At 70.1% G+C, this 17868-nt stretch carries 15 protein-coding genes; 7 read left to right on the forward strand and 8 right to left on the reverse strand.

Translation table 11 applies throughout. The features are described from left to right. Nucleotides 1-61: 61 nt before the first annotated feature. Entirely contained in the window at nucleotides 62-1825 is a 1764-nt protein-coding gene (gene argS / locus ABZ851_RS23295) for an arginine--tRNA ligase (RefSeq protein ID WP_361130786.1), read from the reverse strand. 195 nt (nucleotides 1826-2020) lie between these two features. On the opposite strand from argS, the gene lysS reads away from it, so the two are divergent. Beyond that, entirely contained in the window at nucleotides 2021-3745 is a 1725-nt protein-coding gene (gene lysS, locus ABZ851_RS23300) for a lysine--tRNA ligase (RefSeq protein ID WP_361130789.1), read from the forward strand. A gap of 227 nt (nucleotides 3746-3972) precedes the next feature. Next, nucleotides 3973-4200, forward strand: coding sequence for a hypothetical protein (locus ABZ851_RS23305; protein WP_361130792.1), 228 nt, complete (start codon nucleotides 3973-3975; stop codon nucleotides 4198-4200). Nucleotides 4201-4238: 38 nt separating this feature from the next. Here ABZ851_RS23305 and ABZ851_RS23310 read toward each other — a convergent pair whose 3' ends face one another. The 3 genes from ABZ851_RS23310 to ABZ851_RS23320 all read right to left on the reverse strand — a co-directional run bounded on the left by ABZ851_RS23310 (nucleotide 4239) and on the right by ABZ851_RS23320 (nucleotide 7567). Beyond that, the gene (locus ABZ851_RS23310) at nucleotides 4239-5528 is read right to left on the reverse strand and encodes a DUF2637 domain-containing protein (RefSeq protein WP_361130795.1); all 1290 of its coding nucleotides are present in this window, start codon (nucleotides 5526-5528) and stop codon (nucleotides 4239-4241) included. A gap of 154 nt (nucleotides 5529-5682) precedes the next feature. After that, entirely contained in the window at nucleotides 5683-6390 is a 708-nt protein-coding gene (locus ABZ851_RS23315; RefSeq protein ID WP_361130798.1) for a DUF3558 family protein, read from the reverse strand. A gap of 226 nt (nucleotides 6391-6616) precedes the next feature. Further along, nucleotides 6617-7567, reverse strand: a complete 951-nt coding sequence (locus tag ABZ851_RS23320) for a hypothetical protein (RefSeq protein WP_361130801.1) — start codon at nucleotides 7565-7567, stop codon at nucleotides 6617-6619. Nucleotides 7568-7729: 162 nt separating this feature from the next. Here ABZ851_RS23320 and ABZ851_RS23325 point away from each other — a divergent pair, with 162 nt between their 5' ends. Continuing rightward, entirely contained in the window at nucleotides 7730-8923 is a 1194-nt protein-coding gene (locus ABZ851_RS23325; protein WP_361130804.1) for an RtcB family protein, read from the forward strand. Nucleotides 8924-9581: 658 nt separating this feature from the next. Beyond that, nucleotides 9582-10535, forward strand: coding sequence for a hypothetical protein (locus tag ABZ851_RS23330; RefSeq protein WP_361130807.1), 954 nt, complete (start codon nucleotides 9582-9584; stop codon nucleotides 10533-10535). A gap of 131 nt (nucleotides 10536-10666) precedes the next feature. On the opposite strand, the gene ABZ851_RS23335 is transcribed toward ABZ851_RS23330, so the two are convergent. Continuing rightward, on the reverse strand, nucleotides 10667-12025 hold the full coding sequence (locus ABZ851_RS23335) for a serine hydrolase domain-containing protein (protein ID WP_361130809.1): 1359 nt from the start codon (nucleotides 12023-12025) through the stop codon (nucleotides 10667-10669). A 400-nt stretch (nucleotides 12026-12425) separates the two neighbouring features. Here ABZ851_RS23335 and ABZ851_RS23340 point away from each other — a divergent pair, with 400 nt between their 5' ends. Both ABZ851_RS23340 and ABZ851_RS23345 read left to right on the forward strand, forming a co-directional pair. Continuing rightward, the gene (locus ABZ851_RS23340; RefSeq protein ID WP_361130812.1) at nucleotides 12426-12791 is read left to right on the forward strand and encodes a hypothetical protein; all 366 of its coding nucleotides are present in this window, start codon (nucleotides 12426-12428) and stop codon (nucleotides 12789-12791) included. A gap of 692 nt (nucleotides 12792-13483) precedes the next feature. Then, the gene (locus ABZ851_RS23345) at nucleotides 13484-13696 is read left to right on the forward strand and encodes a type A2 lantipeptide (protein WP_361130815.1); all 213 of its coding nucleotides are present in this window, start codon (nucleotides 13484-13486) and stop codon (nucleotides 13694-13696) included. 354 nt (nucleotides 13697-14050) lie between these two features. On the opposite strand, the gene ABZ851_RS23350 is transcribed toward ABZ851_RS23345, so the two are convergent. Then, nucleotides 14051-14809, reverse strand: a complete 759-nt coding sequence (locus ABZ851_RS23350; RefSeq protein WP_361130818.1) for an SDR family oxidoreductase — start codon at nucleotides 14807-14809, stop codon at nucleotides 14051-14053. 92 nt (nucleotides 14810-14901) lie between these two features. Then, a complete protein-coding gene (locus ABZ851_RS23355) occupies nucleotides 14902-15237 on the reverse strand; it encodes a YnfA family protein (RefSeq protein ID WP_361130821.1) in 336 nt (111 codons plus the stop codon). 224 nt (nucleotides 15238-15461) lie between these two features. Here ABZ851_RS23355 and ABZ851_RS23360 point away from each other — a divergent pair, with 224 nt between their 5' ends. Then, entirely contained in the window at nucleotides 15462-16202 is a 741-nt protein-coding gene (locus ABZ851_RS23360) for an AAA family ATPase (protein ID WP_361130824.1), read from the forward strand. Here the strand turns inward: ABZ851_RS23360 and ABZ851_RS23365 are convergent. Further along, nucleotides 16159-17781 carry an FAD-dependent monooxygenase gene (locus tag ABZ851_RS23365; protein ID WP_361131151.1) on the reverse strand — a complete coding sequence of 541 codons (1623 nt, stop codon included), beginning with the start codon at nucleotides 17779-17781 and terminating at the stop codon, nucleotides 16159-16161. The two genes, ABZ851_RS23360 and ABZ851_RS23365, sit on opposite strands and share 44 nt — an antisense overlap. Between the last annotated feature and the right edge of the window lie 87 nt (nucleotides 17782-17868).

Below are 17868 nucleotides of genomic sequence, written 5' to 3' on the forward strand. Positions count from 1 at the left end.
CGCAGAGCCGCTCGGGCCGGAACCGCTCAGGCCGGAACCGCTCGGGTCAGAGTCGCTCGGGTCAGAGCCGCTCGGGCGTCCGGATGCCGAGCAGCGCCATGCCCTGGTGGAGGGTGCGGGCGGTCAGCTCGCACAGGAACAGCCGGTTCGCGATCTGGTCCGGGCCACCCTCGGCCTTCAGGACCGGGCACTGGTCGTAGAAGGTCGTGAAGAGCGAGGCGAGGCCGTAGAGGTACGCGGCGAGCTTGTGCGGCTCGTACGACGCGGCGGCCTCGGCGACGGTCTCGCCGAACTGGTCGAGGTGCAGGCCCAGCGCCCGCTCGGCCGGGGCCAGCGGCAGCTCCGGGTGCGCCGCGGGGGTCGCGTCACCGGCCTTGCGGAAGATCGACCGGATCCGGGCGTAGGCGTACTGGAGGTACACCGAGGTGTCACCGTTGAGCGAGACCATCTGGTCCAGGTCGAACTTGTAGTCGCGGCTCGGCGATGTCGACAGGTCGGCGTACTTCACCGCGCCGATGCCCACCTGCGCACCGTTCTCGGTGATCTCCTGCTCGGTCAGACCGACCGCCGCGCCCTTCTCGCGCACCACCGTGGTCGCCCGCTCGGCGGCCTCGTCGAGCAGGTCCTCCAGGCGTACGGTCTCGCCCGCACGGGTCTTGAACGGCTTGCCGTCCGCACCGAGGACCGTGCCGTAGCCCATGTTGTGCGCGGTGACGTCGTCGCTCAGCCAGCCCGCCCGGCGGGCCGTCTCGAAGACCATCCGGAAGTGCAGCGACTGGCGGACGTCGACGACGTACAGGAGCGTCGTCGCCTTCAGGTCGAAGACGCGGTTGCGGATCGCGGAGAGATCGGAGGCCGCGTAGCCGAAGCCGCCGTCCGCCTTCTGCACGATCAGCGGCACCGGCTGGTCGTCCTTGCCGCGGATCTCGTCGAAGAAGACCACCAGCGCGCCCTCGGAGCGGACGGCGACACCCGACTCCTCCAGCAGCCGCGCCGTCTCGGCCATCATGTCGTTGTACGCGGACTCGCCGACGATCTCGTCGTCGCGGATCTCCATGTCCAGCTTCTCGAAGACCGAGTAGAAGTAGACCTTCGACTCGTCCACGAACCGCTGCCACAGGTCAAGGGTCTCCGCGTCGCCGGACTGGAGCGCCACGACCCGCTTGCGGGCCCGCTCCTTGAACTGCTCGTCGGAGTCGAAGACGGCGCGCGAGGCCTTGTAGACGCGGTTGAGGTTGCTCATCGCCTGCTCGCCGTCGACGTCGGCCGCCGGGGCCAGCTCGCCGGGGTTCTCGATCAGGTACTGGATGAGCATGCCGAACTGGGTGCCCCAGTCGCCGATGTGGTGCCGGCCGATGGTCTGCTCACCGGTGAAGTCCAGGATGTGGCGCAGGGCGTCGCCGATGACCGCCGAGCGCAGGTGCCCGACGTGCATCTCCTTGGCGACGTTCGGCTGGGCGTAGTCGATGACCGTGACGCCGGGCTGATCCTTGAGCGGAACGCCGAGCCGGTCGTCGTCGGCGCGGGCGGCCAGCGTCTCGGTGATCGCCCGGTCGGCGATCGTGATGTTGAGGAAGCCGGGGCCGGAGACCTCGATCTCCTGGAGGAGGTCGCTCTCGCCGATCTCCTCGACGACCTTGGTCGCCAGCTCCCGCGGATTGCCCTTGAGCTTCTTGGCCAGCGCCAGCATGCCGTTGGCCTGGAAATCCGCCCGGTCGCTCCGTCGCAGCAGCGGGTCCGCGGCGCCGGCCTCCGGCAGGGCCGCCGAGAGGGCGTCCGCGACGCGCTGGTGAACCGAAGCTGCGAGGGGAGTGACCGAGGCCATGGAGAAGAGCTCTCTTCCGGAGGGAGGTGAGGAGGTGTCGTCGGAGCGGAATGGGGGCGGAAAGGGTTTGCCAACGAGTATCCCACGGCAGTACCACTGATTTTCCGTCTGGGACAATGGGCACCGTCAGGCATTTGTGCGTCGCACGCGCAAGACGGCGCAATCAGGAAGCACCAGGAAGAGGAAGGGCCGATCGTGGCTCAGCAGAGCACCGAGACCGACTGGGTCTCCAGGTTCGCGGACGAGGTCATTGCCGAGGCGGAGCGCCGCGCCCCGGGCAAACCAGTCGTCTGCGCCTCGGGCCTGAGCCCGTCCGGCCCTATCCACCTCGGCAACCTCCGCGAGGTCATGACCCCGCACCTCGTCGCCGACGAGATCCGCCGCCGCGGCTACGAGGTCCGTCACCTCATCTCCTGGGACGACTACGACCGCTACCGCAAGGTCCCCAACGGCGTGCCGGGGGTCGACGACTCCTGGGCCGAGCACATCGGCAAGCCGCTGACCGCGGTGCCGGCCCCGGCCGGTTCGGCGTACCCGAACTGGGCGGAGCACTTCAAGGCCGCCATGAGCGAGGCGCTGGCCGAGCTGGGCGTCGAGTACGACGGCATCAGCCAGACCGCGCAGTACACCGCCGGTGCCTACCGCGAGCAGATCCTGCACGCGATGAAGCACCGCGCGGACATCGACGCGATCCTCGGCCAGTACCGCACGAAGAAGGCGCCGGCCAAGAAGTCGCAGAAGCCGGTCGACGAGGCCGAGCTGGAGGCCGCCGAGGGCTCGGGCGCGGCCGCCGAGGACGACGGCAGCGGCGGCTCGGCCGGCTACTTCCCGTACAAGCCCTACTGCGGGCAGTGCGAGAAGGACCTGACCACGGTCACCTCGTACGACGACGAGACCACCGAGCTGTCCTACACCTGCACGGAGTGCGGCTTCGGCGAAACGGTCCGGCTGAGCGAGTTCAACCGCGGCAAGCTGGTCTGGAAGGTCGACTGGCCGATGCGGTGGGCCTACGAGGGCGTGATCTTCGAGCCGTCCGGTGTCGACCACTCCTCGCCGGGCTCGTCCTTCGTCGTCGGCGGCCAGATCGTCCGGCAGATCTTCGGCGGCGACCAGCCCATCGGCCCCATGTACGCCTTCGTCGGCATCAGCGGCATGGCCAAGATGTCGTCGTCGCGGGGCGGGGTGCCGACGCCGGGTGACGCGCTGAAGATCATGGAGGCGCCGCTGCTGCGCTGGCTGTACGCGCGCCGCAAGCCCAACCAGTCCTTCAAGATCGCCTTCGACCAGGAGATCCAGCGGCTCTACGACGAGTGGGACAAGCTGGAGGCCAAGGTCGCCGACGGCACCGCGCTGCCGGCTGACGCCGCCGCCTATGCCCGTGCGGCCCGCACCGCCGCCGGTGAGCTGCCGCGCACGCCGCGGCCGCTGCCGTACCGCACGCTCGCCTCGGTCGCGGACATCACCGCGGGCCACGACGAGCAGACGCTCCGGATCCTCGGCGAACTGGACCCGGACAACCCGGTCACCTCGCTGGACGAGACCCGGCCGCGGCTCGCCAAGGCCGAGTACTGGATCAACACGCAGGTCCCGGCCGAGCAGCGCACCATCGTCCGCGACGAGCCCGATGCGAAGCTGCTCGGCACGCTCGACGAGCAGGCCCAGGGCTCGCTGCGGCTGCTGCTCGACGGCCTGGACGAGCACTGGTCGCTGGACGGTCTGACCACCCTGGTCTACGGCGTTCCGAAGGTGCAGGCGGGCCTGGAGCCGGACGCCAAGCCGACGCCGGAGCTGAAGGTCGCCCAGCGCGCCTTCTTCGCCCTGCTCTACAACCTGCTGGTCGGCCGGGACACCGGGCCGCGGCTGCCCACGCTGCTGCTGGCCGTGGGGGCGGACCGGGTGCGCAAGCTGCTCGGTGGCTGACCGGGCTTCGTGGCCGACGGGCTTCCGTTGGCGGCTGACGGACGTCGTCGGGGGCTGACGGACCGGGTGGCTGACGGGCCGGCAGTGACTGACGGGCCGGCGGAGTGTCGTCGTCGGGGAGTCGTAGACACCTAGGGGTGGTCTCCGACCGACGGACGACAGCGGGACGAGAAGGGTTCGGCCCCGGGAATGACGATTCCCGGGGCCGGACCCTTCACGCTGGAGCCATGAGGGGAATCTTAGGTTTCATCATCATGATCCAGGGCGTGATGGGATTCGTCGGGCAGGTCTTCTTCGACCGGGCCTGGGGATTGCTGCCCCACTGGTTCGATCTGCCGTCGGCCGCCTATGTCGGGCTCTTCGCGGCCGGTGCGGCACTGGCCGTCTGGGGGGACGCCGACAAGAAGCGCAAGGCGAAGCGGCTGAAGGACCAGACGGGGGCCGGGGCGGTCTAGCGGCCCAGGGCCCGTTGCCGTACGGATCCGGCCTGGGGTCAGGCGATGTGCTCGTCCATCATTTCCGCGTTGAGGCGGTCGCTGAACTGGTCCATGTAGCGGTTCAACTCCCGTGACCGCAGGCGCATCCCGTACTGGGCATCCAGGTTGGCCGCGAACGCGCCCGGTGTGGGCATGCCTTCGCCCTCTATCGAGTGGCGGAACACCTGGTACAGGTCCTCGTCGGTCGGGGTTGCGGCCGGTGCCTGCGCCTGTGCCGGAGCGGGCTGCGGGGCCGCCTCCGGGGTCCCGGTGCCGAGCGGGCGCGTTCCGCCCGCGCCGTTCGGCACCGGGACCTGGGGGCCGGGCTCCGGGGCGCGCGGCGGCGGTACGGGGGCCTGCTGCTGTGCGTCGTGAGGGGGCTGGGGCTCCTGCTCCGGGACGAACGTCGGGTCGTAGTCACCCTGGTAGGTCACCTGCTGCGGCGCCGCGAACCACTGGTTCGGCAGGTCCTCGGCTCCCGCCGGATCGTGGGCCACGGCCGGATCGTGGGCCTCGACCGGCGCCTGGGTGCCGGCCGGCTCCTGGGGCTCGGCATGCTCCTGGGCCTTCGGCTCCACGGCGCGTGTCGCGGCCCGCGGGGGCGCCGGGAGCAGCTGCGGTTCGATGCCCGCGGCGGCCAGCCCCGCGGGAGCGGTCTCCGCCAGCGGCACCCCGAACCGGGCGAGCCGCAGCGGCATCAGGGACTCCACGGGAGCCTTACGGCGCCAGCCCCGTCCGAACCGCGACCGCAGGCGTGCCTGGTACACGAGCCGTTCCTGCTCCAGCTTGATCACCGCGTCGTACGACCGCAGTTCCCACAGCTTCATCCGCCGCCACAACAGGAACGTGGGGACGGGCGCCAGCAGCCAGCGCGTGATCCGCACACCCTCCATGTGCTTGTCCGCCGTGATGTCGGCGATCCGCCCGACGGCGTGCCGGGCGGCCTCGACGGTGACGACGAACAGCACCGGGATGACGGCGTGCATGCCCATGCCCAGGGGGTCGGACGCGGCCGCGGCGTTGAACGCCACCGTGGCGACCGTCAGCAGCCAGGCCGTCTGCCGCAGCAGCGGGAACGGCATGCGGATCCAGGTCAGCAGCAGATCCAGCGCGAGCAGGACACAGATGCCCGCGTCGATGCCGAGGGGGAAGAAGTAGGCGAAGGTGCCGAAGCCCTTCTTGAGGGCCAGTTCCCGCACGGCCGCGTAGGAGCCGGCGAAGCCGATGCCGGCGATCACCACCGCGCCGGCGATGACCACTCCGATGAGTATCCGGTGTGTGCGTGTCAGCTTCAGTGGCGCGGCCACCCGAGGACCCCTCCCAGTCGGTCTGTTGCGGGCGACAGCCTGGCACATGCCTACCGGTGGGCGAAGTTCCGGTAGGGGCGGAGAGGCGGAGCCGGGGCACGAGAGGGCCCGCACCGTCCACGGTGCGGGCCCTCTCCGGGCGGCGTCGGTGGGGTCAGCCGTTGGCCTTGGTGGCGGCGGTGACCGCCTCCTTGGCGGCGGCCTGTACCTGCTTGAGCAGGTCGGCGGTCTTGGGGGCGTCCGCACCCGCCAGGCCCGCGCCGTTGTAGTTGATCGACACGACGATGTTGGAGGCGCGGGCGACGACGGTGGTGTTCTTGAAGTTGGTGCCGTCCCGCTTCACGTCGTAGGTGATCGCGGTGGCCTCGTCGCCGGTGCCGGAGGTCTGGACGGTCGCGAGCTTCTTGGCGCCCTTGGTGGCCTTCGCCTCGGATATCTGCTTGGTGTAGAAGTCCGTGGCGCGCTTTTCGCCGCTGCCGACGCCCGGGTCGGAGTCGTAGCGCTGCAGGCTGGTGTCCAGCCAGCGCCACTGGGTGCCGTCGACGCCCTTCTCGTCCGCGCTGGTCCAGGAACAGGTGCCGTGGGAGGCGTTGTCCGAGGACTTGCCCCGGTCCCCGGCGGCCTCCTTCACCTTGGGCAGCATCTTCTTGATGCTGTCCTTGGAGAACAGCTCGCACGGGTTCGGCAGCGTCTTGTACTTGGCGGGCGCGACGGTCGGCGAGGGCTTGGCCGCGCTCTTGGAGGCGGAGGAGGAGGCGTCACCGGAGCTGTCGCTCTCCGAGCCGGAGCAGCCGGCGACGAGCAGCACCGGTACTGCTGCGCAGGTGAGGAGGCTGGCGAGACGCTTGGCTGAACGGTGCATGGTTCCTTCGCTGTTCGTCGTCGGGCCGGTCCGCCGGGTCGGCGGTCGGCGGGCGCGGCCGTGGTGGTGGCCGTGGGGCCCGCCCCGCCTCGCGTACGGGGCAGGGCTAGACGGCACGGTACGCGGCGCGGCGAGGTGGGTGACCGATTCATGTCGATGAGCGCAACACTTACATCGGGCGTTTCCACCTCTTGTCCGGCGACTCGGGCAAGAGGCCCCATCCGGGCTATTCGCTGAGGCTGTCGGAGAGCTCGGTGGCCAGGGAACGGGCCTTGTCCTGCAGTTCCTGGCTGTCCGGCAACATCGACTTGTCCGTGGACCACTGGTCGTAAGTGAGCTGCACGATGACGTTCGACGTGCGAAAGACCACAGTGACATCGCGGTGCACGCCGGAGTCCGCTGTGACCAATTTGTCATTGAGGAACGCCGCGTCGCCGAGGTCGTCCAGGACGCGCGGGGCGGTGGAGCCGCCGGGGTCCGTGCTCGGCTCCGTGCTGGGGTCCGCACTGGGGTCGGATGCCTGCGAGGGGCTGCCGGACGGGGCCTTGCCCGACTTCTCGGCGGCGCTCCCGCCCGGGGTGCTCTCGCCTGCGGCGCTCCCGCCCGTGGCGTCCTTTTCCTTCGCGTTGTTCGTGGCGGTTCCTTCGCCCTTGTCCTTGCCCTTGGGGGTGGACGACGGGGACGGGGCGGCGGGCGAGGGGGAGCCGGCGCCGCCGGACGGTATCTGCGCGGCCAGCTTCTTCTTGTCGTAGATCCCCTGCGCCTTGTCCTCATCGCTGGTGGCGGCGTCGTACGAGACCACGCGCTGGATGTCCAGGCCCAGGTGGCGGGTGCCCGCGGTGGTCTCGCGGGTCCAGCGGCAGCCGACCCGGCGGTCGGTGTCGTAGGTGATGTCGGCCACGCCGCCGTAGATCTTCCGGGCCTCGGCGTCCGACAGGTCCTGGCCGTCGCCGGGGAGCATGCTGCGGAGGGCCTTGCGTGAGGGCAGGCCGCAGGCCTCCGGGAGGGTCTGGTAGCGGCCGGGCTCGGCGGCCTGGCTGGAGGAGGAGGCGTCGCCGCTCTTGGCGTCGGCGGCGCCGCCCTCGGGGCTGGAGTCGCCGCTGCAGCCGGTGAGGCCTGCGGCCAGCGCCGCGGCCACCACCAGTGCGGCACCGGGTACGAACGGTTTCCGTGGCATCGCTCGCGGCTCCTTCCCCTACGAAATGCGGTTGCCGCCGGTCGGCGGCCGATGGACACAATGTCTATCGCACGTCTTGCCGCAAACGCCGGTTCGCCGTCCAAGATCAGATAAATTGTCCGGCTTTTGCGTTTTTCATAAGTTCGGGGGAATGAGGAAGTTATGCCGTACGTCGAGGTGCCCGGTGCCCAGGTACCGATCCGGATGTGGACGGATCCGGCCACGGTCGAGGGGGTCGCGATGCAGCAGCTGCGCAATGTCGCCACCCTGCCGTGGATCAAGGGTCTGGCCGTGATGCCGGATGTCCATTACGGCAAGGGCGCCACCGTCGGCTCGGTGATCGCCATGCACGGCGCGGTCTGCCCGGCGGCGGTCGGGGTGGACATCGGCTGCGGGATGAGCGCGGTGAAGACCTCGCTCACCGCCGATGACCTGCCCGGTGATCTCTCCCGGCTCCGCTCGAAGATCGAGCAGGCGATTCCGGTGGGGCGCGGGATGCACGACGATCCGGTCGACCCGGGACGGCTGCACGGCTACCCGACGGCGGGGTGGGGCGACTTCTGGTCGCGGTTCGACGGGGTGGCTGATGCGGTCAAGTTCCGTCAGGAACGCGCCACGAAGCAGATGGGTTCGCTGGGAAGCGGCAACCACTTCATCGAGTTCTGCCTCGACGACACCGGCGCGGTGTGGCTGATGCTGCACTCCGGCTCCCGGAACATCGGCAAGGAGCTCGCCGAGTTCCACATGGGACAGGCGCAGAAGCTGCCGCACAACCAGGGCCTGGTCGACCGCGATCTCGCCGTCTTCATCGCGGACACCCCGCCGATGGCGGCGTACCGCAACGACCTGTTCTGGGCGCAGGAGTACGCCAAGCACAACCGGGCCGTGATGATGGCGCTCTTCCAGGACGTCGTCCGCAAGGAGTTCAAGAAGGCGAAGCCGACGTTCGAGCCGGTGATCTCCTGCCACCACAACTATGTGGCGGAGGAGCGGTACGACGGCATGGATCTGCTGGTGACCCGTAAGGGCGCGATCCGGGCGGGCAGCGGCGAGTACGGCATCATTCCGGGCTCGATGGGCACCGGCTCGTACATCGTCAGGGGGCTGGGCAACGCCGCGTCCTTCAACTCCGCCTCCCACGGGGCCGGCCGCAAGATGAGCCGGAACGCCGCCAAGAAGCGGTTCTCCACCCAGGACCTGGAGGACCAGACACGGGGTGTGGAGTGCCGTAAGGACTCCGGTGTGGTGGACGAGATCCCGGGTGCCTACAAGCCGATCGAGAAGGTCATCGACCAGCAGCGGGACCTGGTCGAGGTTGTCGCCAAGCTCAAGCAGGTCATCTGTGTGAAGGGTTGAGACCCAGCCCTTCACCTGATCCACCGGAACCGGGACCAGCCGGCGGGCGTTGTCCTCTATGCACCCAGTAGGGGAGGGGGAGCTGACCGCGCATGGGATACCGAGAGACATACAAGACCAGATATCTCTTACGCGTTGTCGCTGCCGCCGGAGCGCTCATCGTCGCGTCAGGTTGCGCACACGGTGGTTCCGGGGGATCCGGATCCGTACGGCCGACGGCATCCTCCGACTCCTCCCCGACGGCTGGTGAGGCAGTGGGTGGCGTGGAGTCCGGCGGGACGCTGGGAGGTACGCAGGGCGAAGGTTCGTCCGGGGGCGGTGCGCAGGGGGATGACCCCACCGACGGCGACACCAGCCATGGCAACACCAGCCATGGCGGACCCAGTTACGGCGGACCCAGTTACGGCGGGGACCCTGTGCCGCCGTACAAGGTACCGCCCAAGGGGCACGGCAGACCGCCGGCGGGCGGCGGCGTGGATCCGGGCGGCGGCACGGAGGGTGGCACGTCCTCCGAGGGTGGCGAAGGCGGACGGGGCGACGAGACCTGCCCGCCCCCTGACGGCTCGCCGTCCCCGTCCGCGTCGTCCGAAGCAACGGGCTCGGCATCCCCGGAGGACACCCCTTCGCCGAGCGAGACTTGTCCGTCCCCGTCCGGCACATGAGCGGCCATCCGGCGCGCCCGCCCTCCGGGCCACCCGTAGCGTCGTCCGCACCGGCCGGTGAGGAGCGTACGGCGGCTGGCCTCCTCGGCATCGTCGTCGCCCAGGCATCCTTCCTCGTGGCCATCATGTACTTCCTGGGTGCGGTCTATATGACGGCCTACTACGGCTACTTCCGCCTGGACGCCTTCAGCCTCGGCCTCGGCTTCGCGGAGATGGCGATGCAGAGCCTGAATGTCGTCACCGCCCCGACGGCGATCGTCTGCGTCCTCGCCGTCCTGATAGCCCGTCACCTGGCTACGGCCCCCGCCCCCACCACGCAACCGGACACCGACGAGGACGGCCAGGAACGCCTCAGACGCACACTGGAGAGCGCTCTGCGAGCCGTCGCCAGGGCACACCTCTACATTGTCGGCTCCAGCCTTGCCCTCCTGCTCCTCTGGCCCTGGCTCGGTGCCGTCAGATGGGTAGCCCCACTCCTGCTGGGGGTCGGCGTACTCCTCGGCCAGAGCACATGGGCCCAAAGCCGGGCCACGGACGGGGACGCCGCAGCCCTGTCCAGAACGTGGAGCCGGGCGGTACCGGTCTTCACAGCCGGTCTGCTGGTGATGTGGGGGCTCAGCCTGGCCATCGGTGCACTGGGCGAGCAGGAGGCCCGGCAGACCGCCGCCAACCTCGACCGCCACCCCGCCGTCGTCCTCCTGAGTACCGACCGCCTCAGCCTGGCCGGGCCCGGCCTGGAGGTGAAGGACCTGGGGGCCAAAGCCCACTACCGGTACCGCTACACCGGCCTCCGCCGCCTCATCGAACGCAACGGCCGCTACTACCTCCTCCCCCTCGGCTGGACCTACCGGACCGGTCCCACCTACGTCATCCAGGACGGCGGCGACCTCCGCATTGAACTCTTCCCCGGTACCCAGGAAGAGTGCGGCGCCTGGTGCATGGAGGGGTAGGCCCTGTCGTGGCGCATACCGAAGCACGTCTGACTGCGCGTACGGGCCCCCGTGGCGCTCGCCTTCCTGCGCCGTCGCCACCATGACCCTCGAACCGCCGGTGGAATACGGAAGCCGGCGGACGTCCCGGGTCAGCGCCCCGGCGACAGCGGAGCCAGCGGACGGGTGAGCGGGACGGACCGCCCTTCGAGGGCCTTCGGCGCGGCCGGGTGCGCGAACCGCCGCGGCTCGGCGGGCACATCGCGGTCGCACATCGCCTTCGCCTCGAAGGCCCAGGTCGCGGCGTCTATCGGGCCCGGCTTGATGTGACCCGTCGCATCGAGCTGCTGGTACTTGGTCCGGTTGAGTCCGAACGTCATCTGGCGCTTGCCGTCGGGCGTCGAGTACGTCACCGTCTCGGCGCCCCACACCGAGCCGGTGTGTCCCCAGAAGCGCCCGCACACGGTGTCGATCGCCTCAATGCCGAGGCCGTAGCGCGACAGCAGATTGCCCTCTTCGTCCTTGGACTCGACGGTGGTCTGCATCTGGCGGAGTTCGGCGGGGGCGAGCAGTCGGCCGGTCAGCAGCGCCCGATAGAAGTCGTTCACGTCCTCCACCGTCGATACCAGCGCCCCGGCGGTACCGGCCCAGGACATGTCGTACGTGCTGTAGTCACGGGCCGGGTCGACCAGTCCGTAGAAGGATTCGTACATCTTGGAATGCGGCCCGGATATCCGTGCGGAGGCCGGGAAGTAGGTGTGCTTCAGCCCGGCCTTGCGGATGACCTCGCGGGTGATGTACCGCTGCGGATCCTCGCCGGTGACCTTCTGCAGCAGCATTCCCGCGATGATGTAATTGGTGTTCGAGTAAGACCACTTCTCGCCGGGCTTGCCCGTCGGCGCCGCCTGCAGGCCTAAGCGTGCGAGCTCCTCAGGGGCGAAGTGGCGGTAACGGTTGGCGTCGATGCTCTCGGTACTCCCCTTGAGGAGGGAGGGAAAGGCACCAGTGATGTAGTCGGCGATGCCGCTGGTGTGGTTGAGCAGCATCCGGATGGTGATCTTCCGGCCGCGTTCACCGGGGGCGAGGCCGGGGAGGTACCGGGCAAGAGGGGCGTCCAGATCGATCCGGCCCGCGCCGGCCTGTTGCAGCACGGCGACGGAGGTGAACGCCTTGGTGAGGCTGCCCACGCGCTGCTGCATCCGCGGCCCGACGGGGCGGTTGGTGGCGATGTCGGCGACACCGGCCGCACCCCGCCATTCGTCCCGGCCCTCCCGGACGGCCGCGTAGGCACCGTACATACCCGCTCTGGGTAGTGCTGCCAGCTTTTCGTCCAGCGCTTTGTGGTCGAGACGGCCCGGGTGGGCCGTCGTTCCTGCGGTGGCATGGGCGCCGGGCGCGGGGGCCGTTGCGGCCTGGGCCGGTGCCGCCGCTGCCACCAGCGAGAGCATCACGGCCGTGGTGGTGCCGGCGATTCGTACACGGCGGCGGCGGGCCGGGTAGGGCAGGGACATGTCTTCTCCCGTCACAACTTCCTGCTGATGCGGCCGATCACGCATGTGATCTTGTTCGCGTCGATTCTCTCGACCGGCCGTCGTCTCCGGAGTCCCCCCGCAGAACGAGCTGTCTCATCAACACTGATGACATTTGTCAGGCACCTACGAGTCCGAAGTGTGCATGCCTGCAGTGCAGTTGGCGGAACGGTGACTACCGGAACTGTGGCTGCCGAAGGGGCGGCACACTCGCCTTATCGGAAAGCATCGCTTATGCGTCTTTCTTCGGAACTGGAAGCCGCGGGAGCAAGAAGCGAGGTGCGGTGGTAAGGGCCGACGCGTGATCCAAGATCCGCAACCGATATGAAATCGCAGGTTTGAAAGAGGTTTCGGGTATCCGCGCGAGGCAAGCAAGGAGGTCATGAGCAATCCCCATGACCCCATACCCGCACATGACACCTACCAGCCCTATGGCCATAACGGGGGCGCCTATGGGCGTAACCAGAAGGGCACCGGGGCAAACCGGGCAGCATTGATCATTCATACGCTCGCGGACATCGCGGCAGGATTTCTGGGCCTCTGGATCCTGCTGTACCTGCTCGAGGCAAACCAGGGAAACGTCTTCGTCGGATTCGTGCACGGTATGGCCGACTTCCTCGCCGGCTGGTCTCAGGACATCTTCACCATGAAGCTCGAAGGCCTGCGGGTTTTCCTCAATTACGGCCTGCCTGCCGTGATTTACCTTCTGCTCGGTCATGGGATCGCTGCGCGGGTACGCCGCCTCTGACCGCATTCCGACCGGAGTTCACAGGCGTGGCCGGGCCGCCGGCGCCCGCTCGCCGTCCCGGATACCGGGGCTCGGCCACGCCTGCCACGCACCGGACGCCTCTCGCCGCCACCCGGATCAGCCACTGGCGGCCGGTCATTCATGCCGCCGGTCCGCGGTCGCCTTGGCCTGCTCGTCGGTGGCGGGCGGTCACTCGTCCGGCACGGACGGGGCGGTGCGGCACGGGCGGGGCGGTGCGGCACGGGCGGGGCGGTGCGGCACGGGCGGGGCGGTGCGGCACGGCCCACCCTGCGCATTCTCTTCGCAGAATGGGCACGTACTCGCTGCCGCATCCCGTTTCACAGAGGGTGTGCGTGCTCCGGGGGCTGATATGTCCTTCGCGCGGCACTGCCAGTACCTCCCGACAATCCCTGGTCGGCGAAAAGTACGTGAAGGAGTCGTCACCATCCCGTCGAAAATCCCGCCGGGCGACACCGTGCGATACCGGACCGTCTGCAGAAATGACCGACGGGTGGGGGTAGCCGGGCGGCCGTGGACGTGGTTTGATCTCGCGTCAATCGGAAGTTGCGAATCCGCTTCCGGGTATCAGGGGTCGTAAAACCGGCAGGAGCAGCTTTCCACCGGGCCGGCCGATACCGCTCATTGATCACCGCGAACCACCAAGTGAAGGGCCAGCCATGCGTAAGGACTCCATGCCCCAGAACGAGGCTCACGAGATCGCCGACAGCGAACTGGACAACGTCTCCGGCGGAATTCTCGGGGCCGAAAACCTGGTGGGCGGAGCACCCGCCCTGCCCGCCCTGCCTGCGCTGCCCGCTCTGGGCGGCTCGGTCTCCGGCGGCGTGAGCGGTCAGCTCGGCCCCGTCTCGGGCCACGCAGGGTTTTCCGGTGGCGCCGGCATCTGACGCCACCTTCACCCGGTGATCGCCGGTCCACAGCATTCGCCCTGCCGGGCCCTCCGCATGCCGGCGGAGTGATCACGGGCCAGGCGCGCCGGGCGGGCCGGGCGGTTCCCAGGGATCGTCGCAACGGTCGAGGTCGTCGCCATGCTCCAGCAGGTGGTGTGTGAAGAGCTGGGCGGCTGAGGGACGGAGCGGGCTGAGTGGCCTGTGAGGGCTCAGTCCCGGGGCGGTCCGGCGCAGTGTGCGCCGGGCCGCTCTTCGTATGCCGCCGGGCCGCCCATGTCTGCGTGGGGCGTGTCTTACGTGGCGCCTGCCCCGGGTGGGGCACGTGTCTGACGTGGGGCAGGCCGGCGTGTCTCAGGTGGTGCGGTGGACCTTGGAGTTGGAGGCCTGGGCGCGGGGACGGACCACCAGCAGGTCGATGTTGACGTGAGCGGGGCGGGTGATCGCCCAGGTGATGGTGTCGGCGACATCGTCCGCGTTCAGCGGCTGGTCGACGCCCTCGTAGACCTTGGCCGCCTTGGCGCTGTCGCCACGGAAGCGTGTGGTGGCGAACTCGTCGGTCTTGACCATGCCCGGGGCGACCTCGATGACGCGCACCGGCTCGCCGCACAGCTCCAGGCGGAGGGTTTCGGCGATGACATGGGCGCCGTGCTTGGCGGCGACATAACCGCCGCCGCCCTCGTAGGTGCCGTGGCCGGCGGTGGAGGAGAGCACGACGACGGTGCCCTCGCCGGAGGCGGTGAGGGCGGGCAGCAGCGCCTGGGTCATGTGGAGCACGCCCAGCACATTGACCTCGTACATCGCGCGCCAGTCGGCGGGGTCGCCGGTGGCGACCGGCTCGGCGCCGTAGGCCCCGCCGGCGTTGTTGACCAGGACGTCGACGGAGGGGTAGCGGCCGAGGCCGGCCGCGAAGGCGTCGACGGCGGCGCGGTCGGTGACATCGAGGGCGTAGGCCTCGGCGTCCGGCAGCTCGGCGGCGAGCGCTTCGATGCGGTCCTTGCGGCGGGCGGTGAGCACCACGCGGTAGCCGGCGGCGGCCAGGGCCCGCGCGGTGGCGGCGCCGATGCCGCTGCTCGCTCCGGTGACGACGGCGGTACGGACCTCGGCGGTCATGGCACTCTCCTCGGGGCGGTGGGGTCCCCCCGCTGCTCAAGGGCTCGGGGGAGGGCGGTCTGCGGCCAGGATATGCAGGCGCCCCGGTGGCCTCAGCGGCCCCTGGGGGCGTACATGATCACTGCCATTCCGGCCAGGCAGATCAGTGCGCCGGTCACGTCCCAGCGGTCGGGGCGGTAGCCGTCGGCGATCGCGCCCCACGCCAGCGACCCGGCGACGAAGACACCGCCGTACGCGGCGAGGATCCGGCCGAACGCGACGTCCGGCTGGAACGTGGCGACCCAGCCGTACGCCCCGAGCGCGATCACTCCGGCGCCGATCCAGACCCAGCCCTTGTGTTCGCGGACGCCCTGCCAGACCAGCCAGGCGCCGCCGATCTCGAAGAGGGCGGCGACGAGGAAGAGGGCGGCGGAGCGGACGAACAGCATGCGCGAAGCCTACGGAAGGAGGGGCGTGCTCCGGCCGGGGCGGGCTCCGGGCGGGCTCCGGGCGGGGTTCGACGGGGCGGGCGGGGGGCTTTCAGGGCCGGCGGGGATTCGTCGGGGTCGGGCAGGAGGCCTCCGGGGCCGGGCGGGGATTCGACGGGGCGGGCAGGGGGCTTCGGGGTGCGGTGAGCGGACGGCTGTCAGTGGGGTGTGAGAGCTTCGGGGGCATGCTGATCGAACGGGCTTACGTGGACGTTCCGGAGGGGGAGGGGACGGCCGGGGACGGCTGGCCCTGGACGGTGCCGTGTGTGCGCCAGCTGGCCGACGAGGGGCTGGCCTTCCGCGCTCCGGTCACTTTTCTGGTGGGGGAGAACGGTTCGGGCAAGTCGACGCTGGCCGAGGCGCTGGCGGAAGGCTTCGGGCTGGATTCATATGGCGGATCGGCGGGATACAAGTACGCGAGTTCGCGGGAAGCGTCGCTGCTCGGCGGTCTGATGCGGTTCGATCCGACGCGGGAGGGGCGCCGGATGGTGCGCGGACCGCGGGTCCGACGGCGGGGGTTCTTCCTACGGGCCGAGACGGCGCTGGAGGCGCTGAACGGGGAGCGGAGGTCGAACCGGCTGTCCCGGTCCCCGGACGAGATGAGCCACGGGGAGGGCTTTTTGCTGGCCTTCCGCGAGCGGTTCTCGCAGCAGGGCCTGTATGTGATGGACGAGCCCGAGGCGGCCCTGTCCTTCTCCTCCTGTCTGGAGCTGGTCGGGCTGATGGACGAGTTGGGGAGCGGCGGCGCGCAGATCATCTGCGCCACGCACTCGCCGCTGCTGACGGCACTGCCCGGCGCGGCGATCGTCGAGGTCGGCGAGCACGGGATGCGGAGCGTGGAGTGGGCGGAGCTGGGGCTGGTCGACCACTGGCGGCGCTATCTCAACGATCCCCGGGCGTATCTGCGGCATGTGCTGGAGGGGTGAGGGAGGTGGGCCGGCCCGTGCCTATGGAGTCGCCGTCCTCGGGCGCGGCGCCGGTCCAGTGGAGGAGGGCGGAGCGTAGCGCCGCGGCGCGTGCGGCGGGGGCCGTGGCGTCGGTCGCCCAGGCGATGTAGCCGTCGGGGCGGATGAGCAGCGCCGTGCGGCGGCCGCTGCGCCAGGAGGCGGTGATGACACGGCCGGCGGCGGGCCGGGGGCAGTCCTCCTTGCGCGGCGGAGTGTGGGGGATGCCGGGCTCGTCGGCGGGGGTGAGGAGGACGAACGTCCCCTGGCGCAGGAGGGCGTAGAGGCGGCTGCCGTCGGCCAGGTGGATGTCGGGGGCGCGCCGGCCGGCGAGGGGGTGGGCGCCGTACCCGGCCGGGTAGGCGATGCCGATGCCGGAGATGGCGCGGATCGCGTGGCCGGACAGCGGCCGCAGATGGTTGACGAGCCGGGCGGCGAGCGTGCGGACGGCGCGTCCGGGGGCGGTGTGCAGCAGGGCGAGCCGGATGAGGGCGCCGCTGCTGCGCAGCACCTGCTTGCCCACCGGGTGGCGCTCGGTCTGGTAGCTGTCCAGGAGGCTGTCGGGGGAGTGGCCTCGCAGCACCGCGGCGAGCTTCCAGCTGAGGTTGGCGGCGTCCTGGAGGCCGGTGTTCATGCCCTGGCCGCCGGCGGGGGAGTGCACATGCGCGGCATCGCCGGCGAGGAACACGCGGCCCACGCGGTAGCGGGGGACCTGGCGCTCGTCGCTGTGGAAGCGGGAGACCCAGCGGACTTCGGGGACGTCGTACGCACTGCCGAGGGCGAGCCGGGTGAACTCGCGGACCTCGTCGAGACCGACGGGCGCGTCGTCGTCGGCCTGGCGGTGGCGGTTCCAGCCGATGACGCGGTACCAGCCGTCGCCGAACGAGCCGACCAGGGCGAAGGCGTCGCCGTCGGCGGTGACGGTGAAGGGGGACTCGGGCTCCCGGCTCAGCCGGATATCGGCGAGCACCAGGGAGCGGATCACGGACTTGCCGGGGAACGGCAGGCCGAGGGCTTCGCGGACGGTGCTGCGGACGCCATCGGTGCCGACGGCGTAGGCGGCGCGGATGCTGCCGAGGCCGTCGGCGGTACGGAAGCGCATGGTCACGCCGTCGGCGTCCTGATCGAGGCCGAGCACTTCGGAGTCGTAGCGGAAGACGACCCCGGCCCGGCGGGCCCGCCGCTCCAGCACCCGCTCCACCTCGAACTGCGGGGTGATCAGCACGAACGGGAAGCGGGAGCGGAGCCGGGTCGCATCGAAGGTGGCGTCCCCGAACAGGCGGATGGCGGGGACCCGGTGGCCGCCGGCGACCAGCTCGTCGGCGAGGTCCCGGGCGTCCAGTTGCTCAAGGGTGCGGGCATGGACCGCCAGGGCTCGGGTGAGGTTGCTGATCGTGGCGGGACGGCGCTCCAGGAGCGTGACACCCAGGCCCGCCTCGGCGAGGTCCCCGGCGAGCAGCAGGCCGGTCGGGCCCGCGCCTACGACGATGACGTCCGTGTCGCGGGGCGTCCGATCGCGGGCGTCGTGGTCGTGGCCGTCGTGACCGGGCTTGTGGTTCATGGCATCCATGGCTTCCGCCTCCTGTGCCTATGTCTATGCCTTTGTCTGCGCCTGTGCCGGTTTCTGCTTCTGCGCCGTGCCTGTGTG

Origin of the sequence: Streptomyces sp. NPDC047049, assembly GCF_040643995.1 — a bacterium.
GTDB lineage: Bacteria > Actinomycetota > Actinomycetes > Streptomycetales > Streptomycetaceae > Streptomyces > Streptomyces mooreae.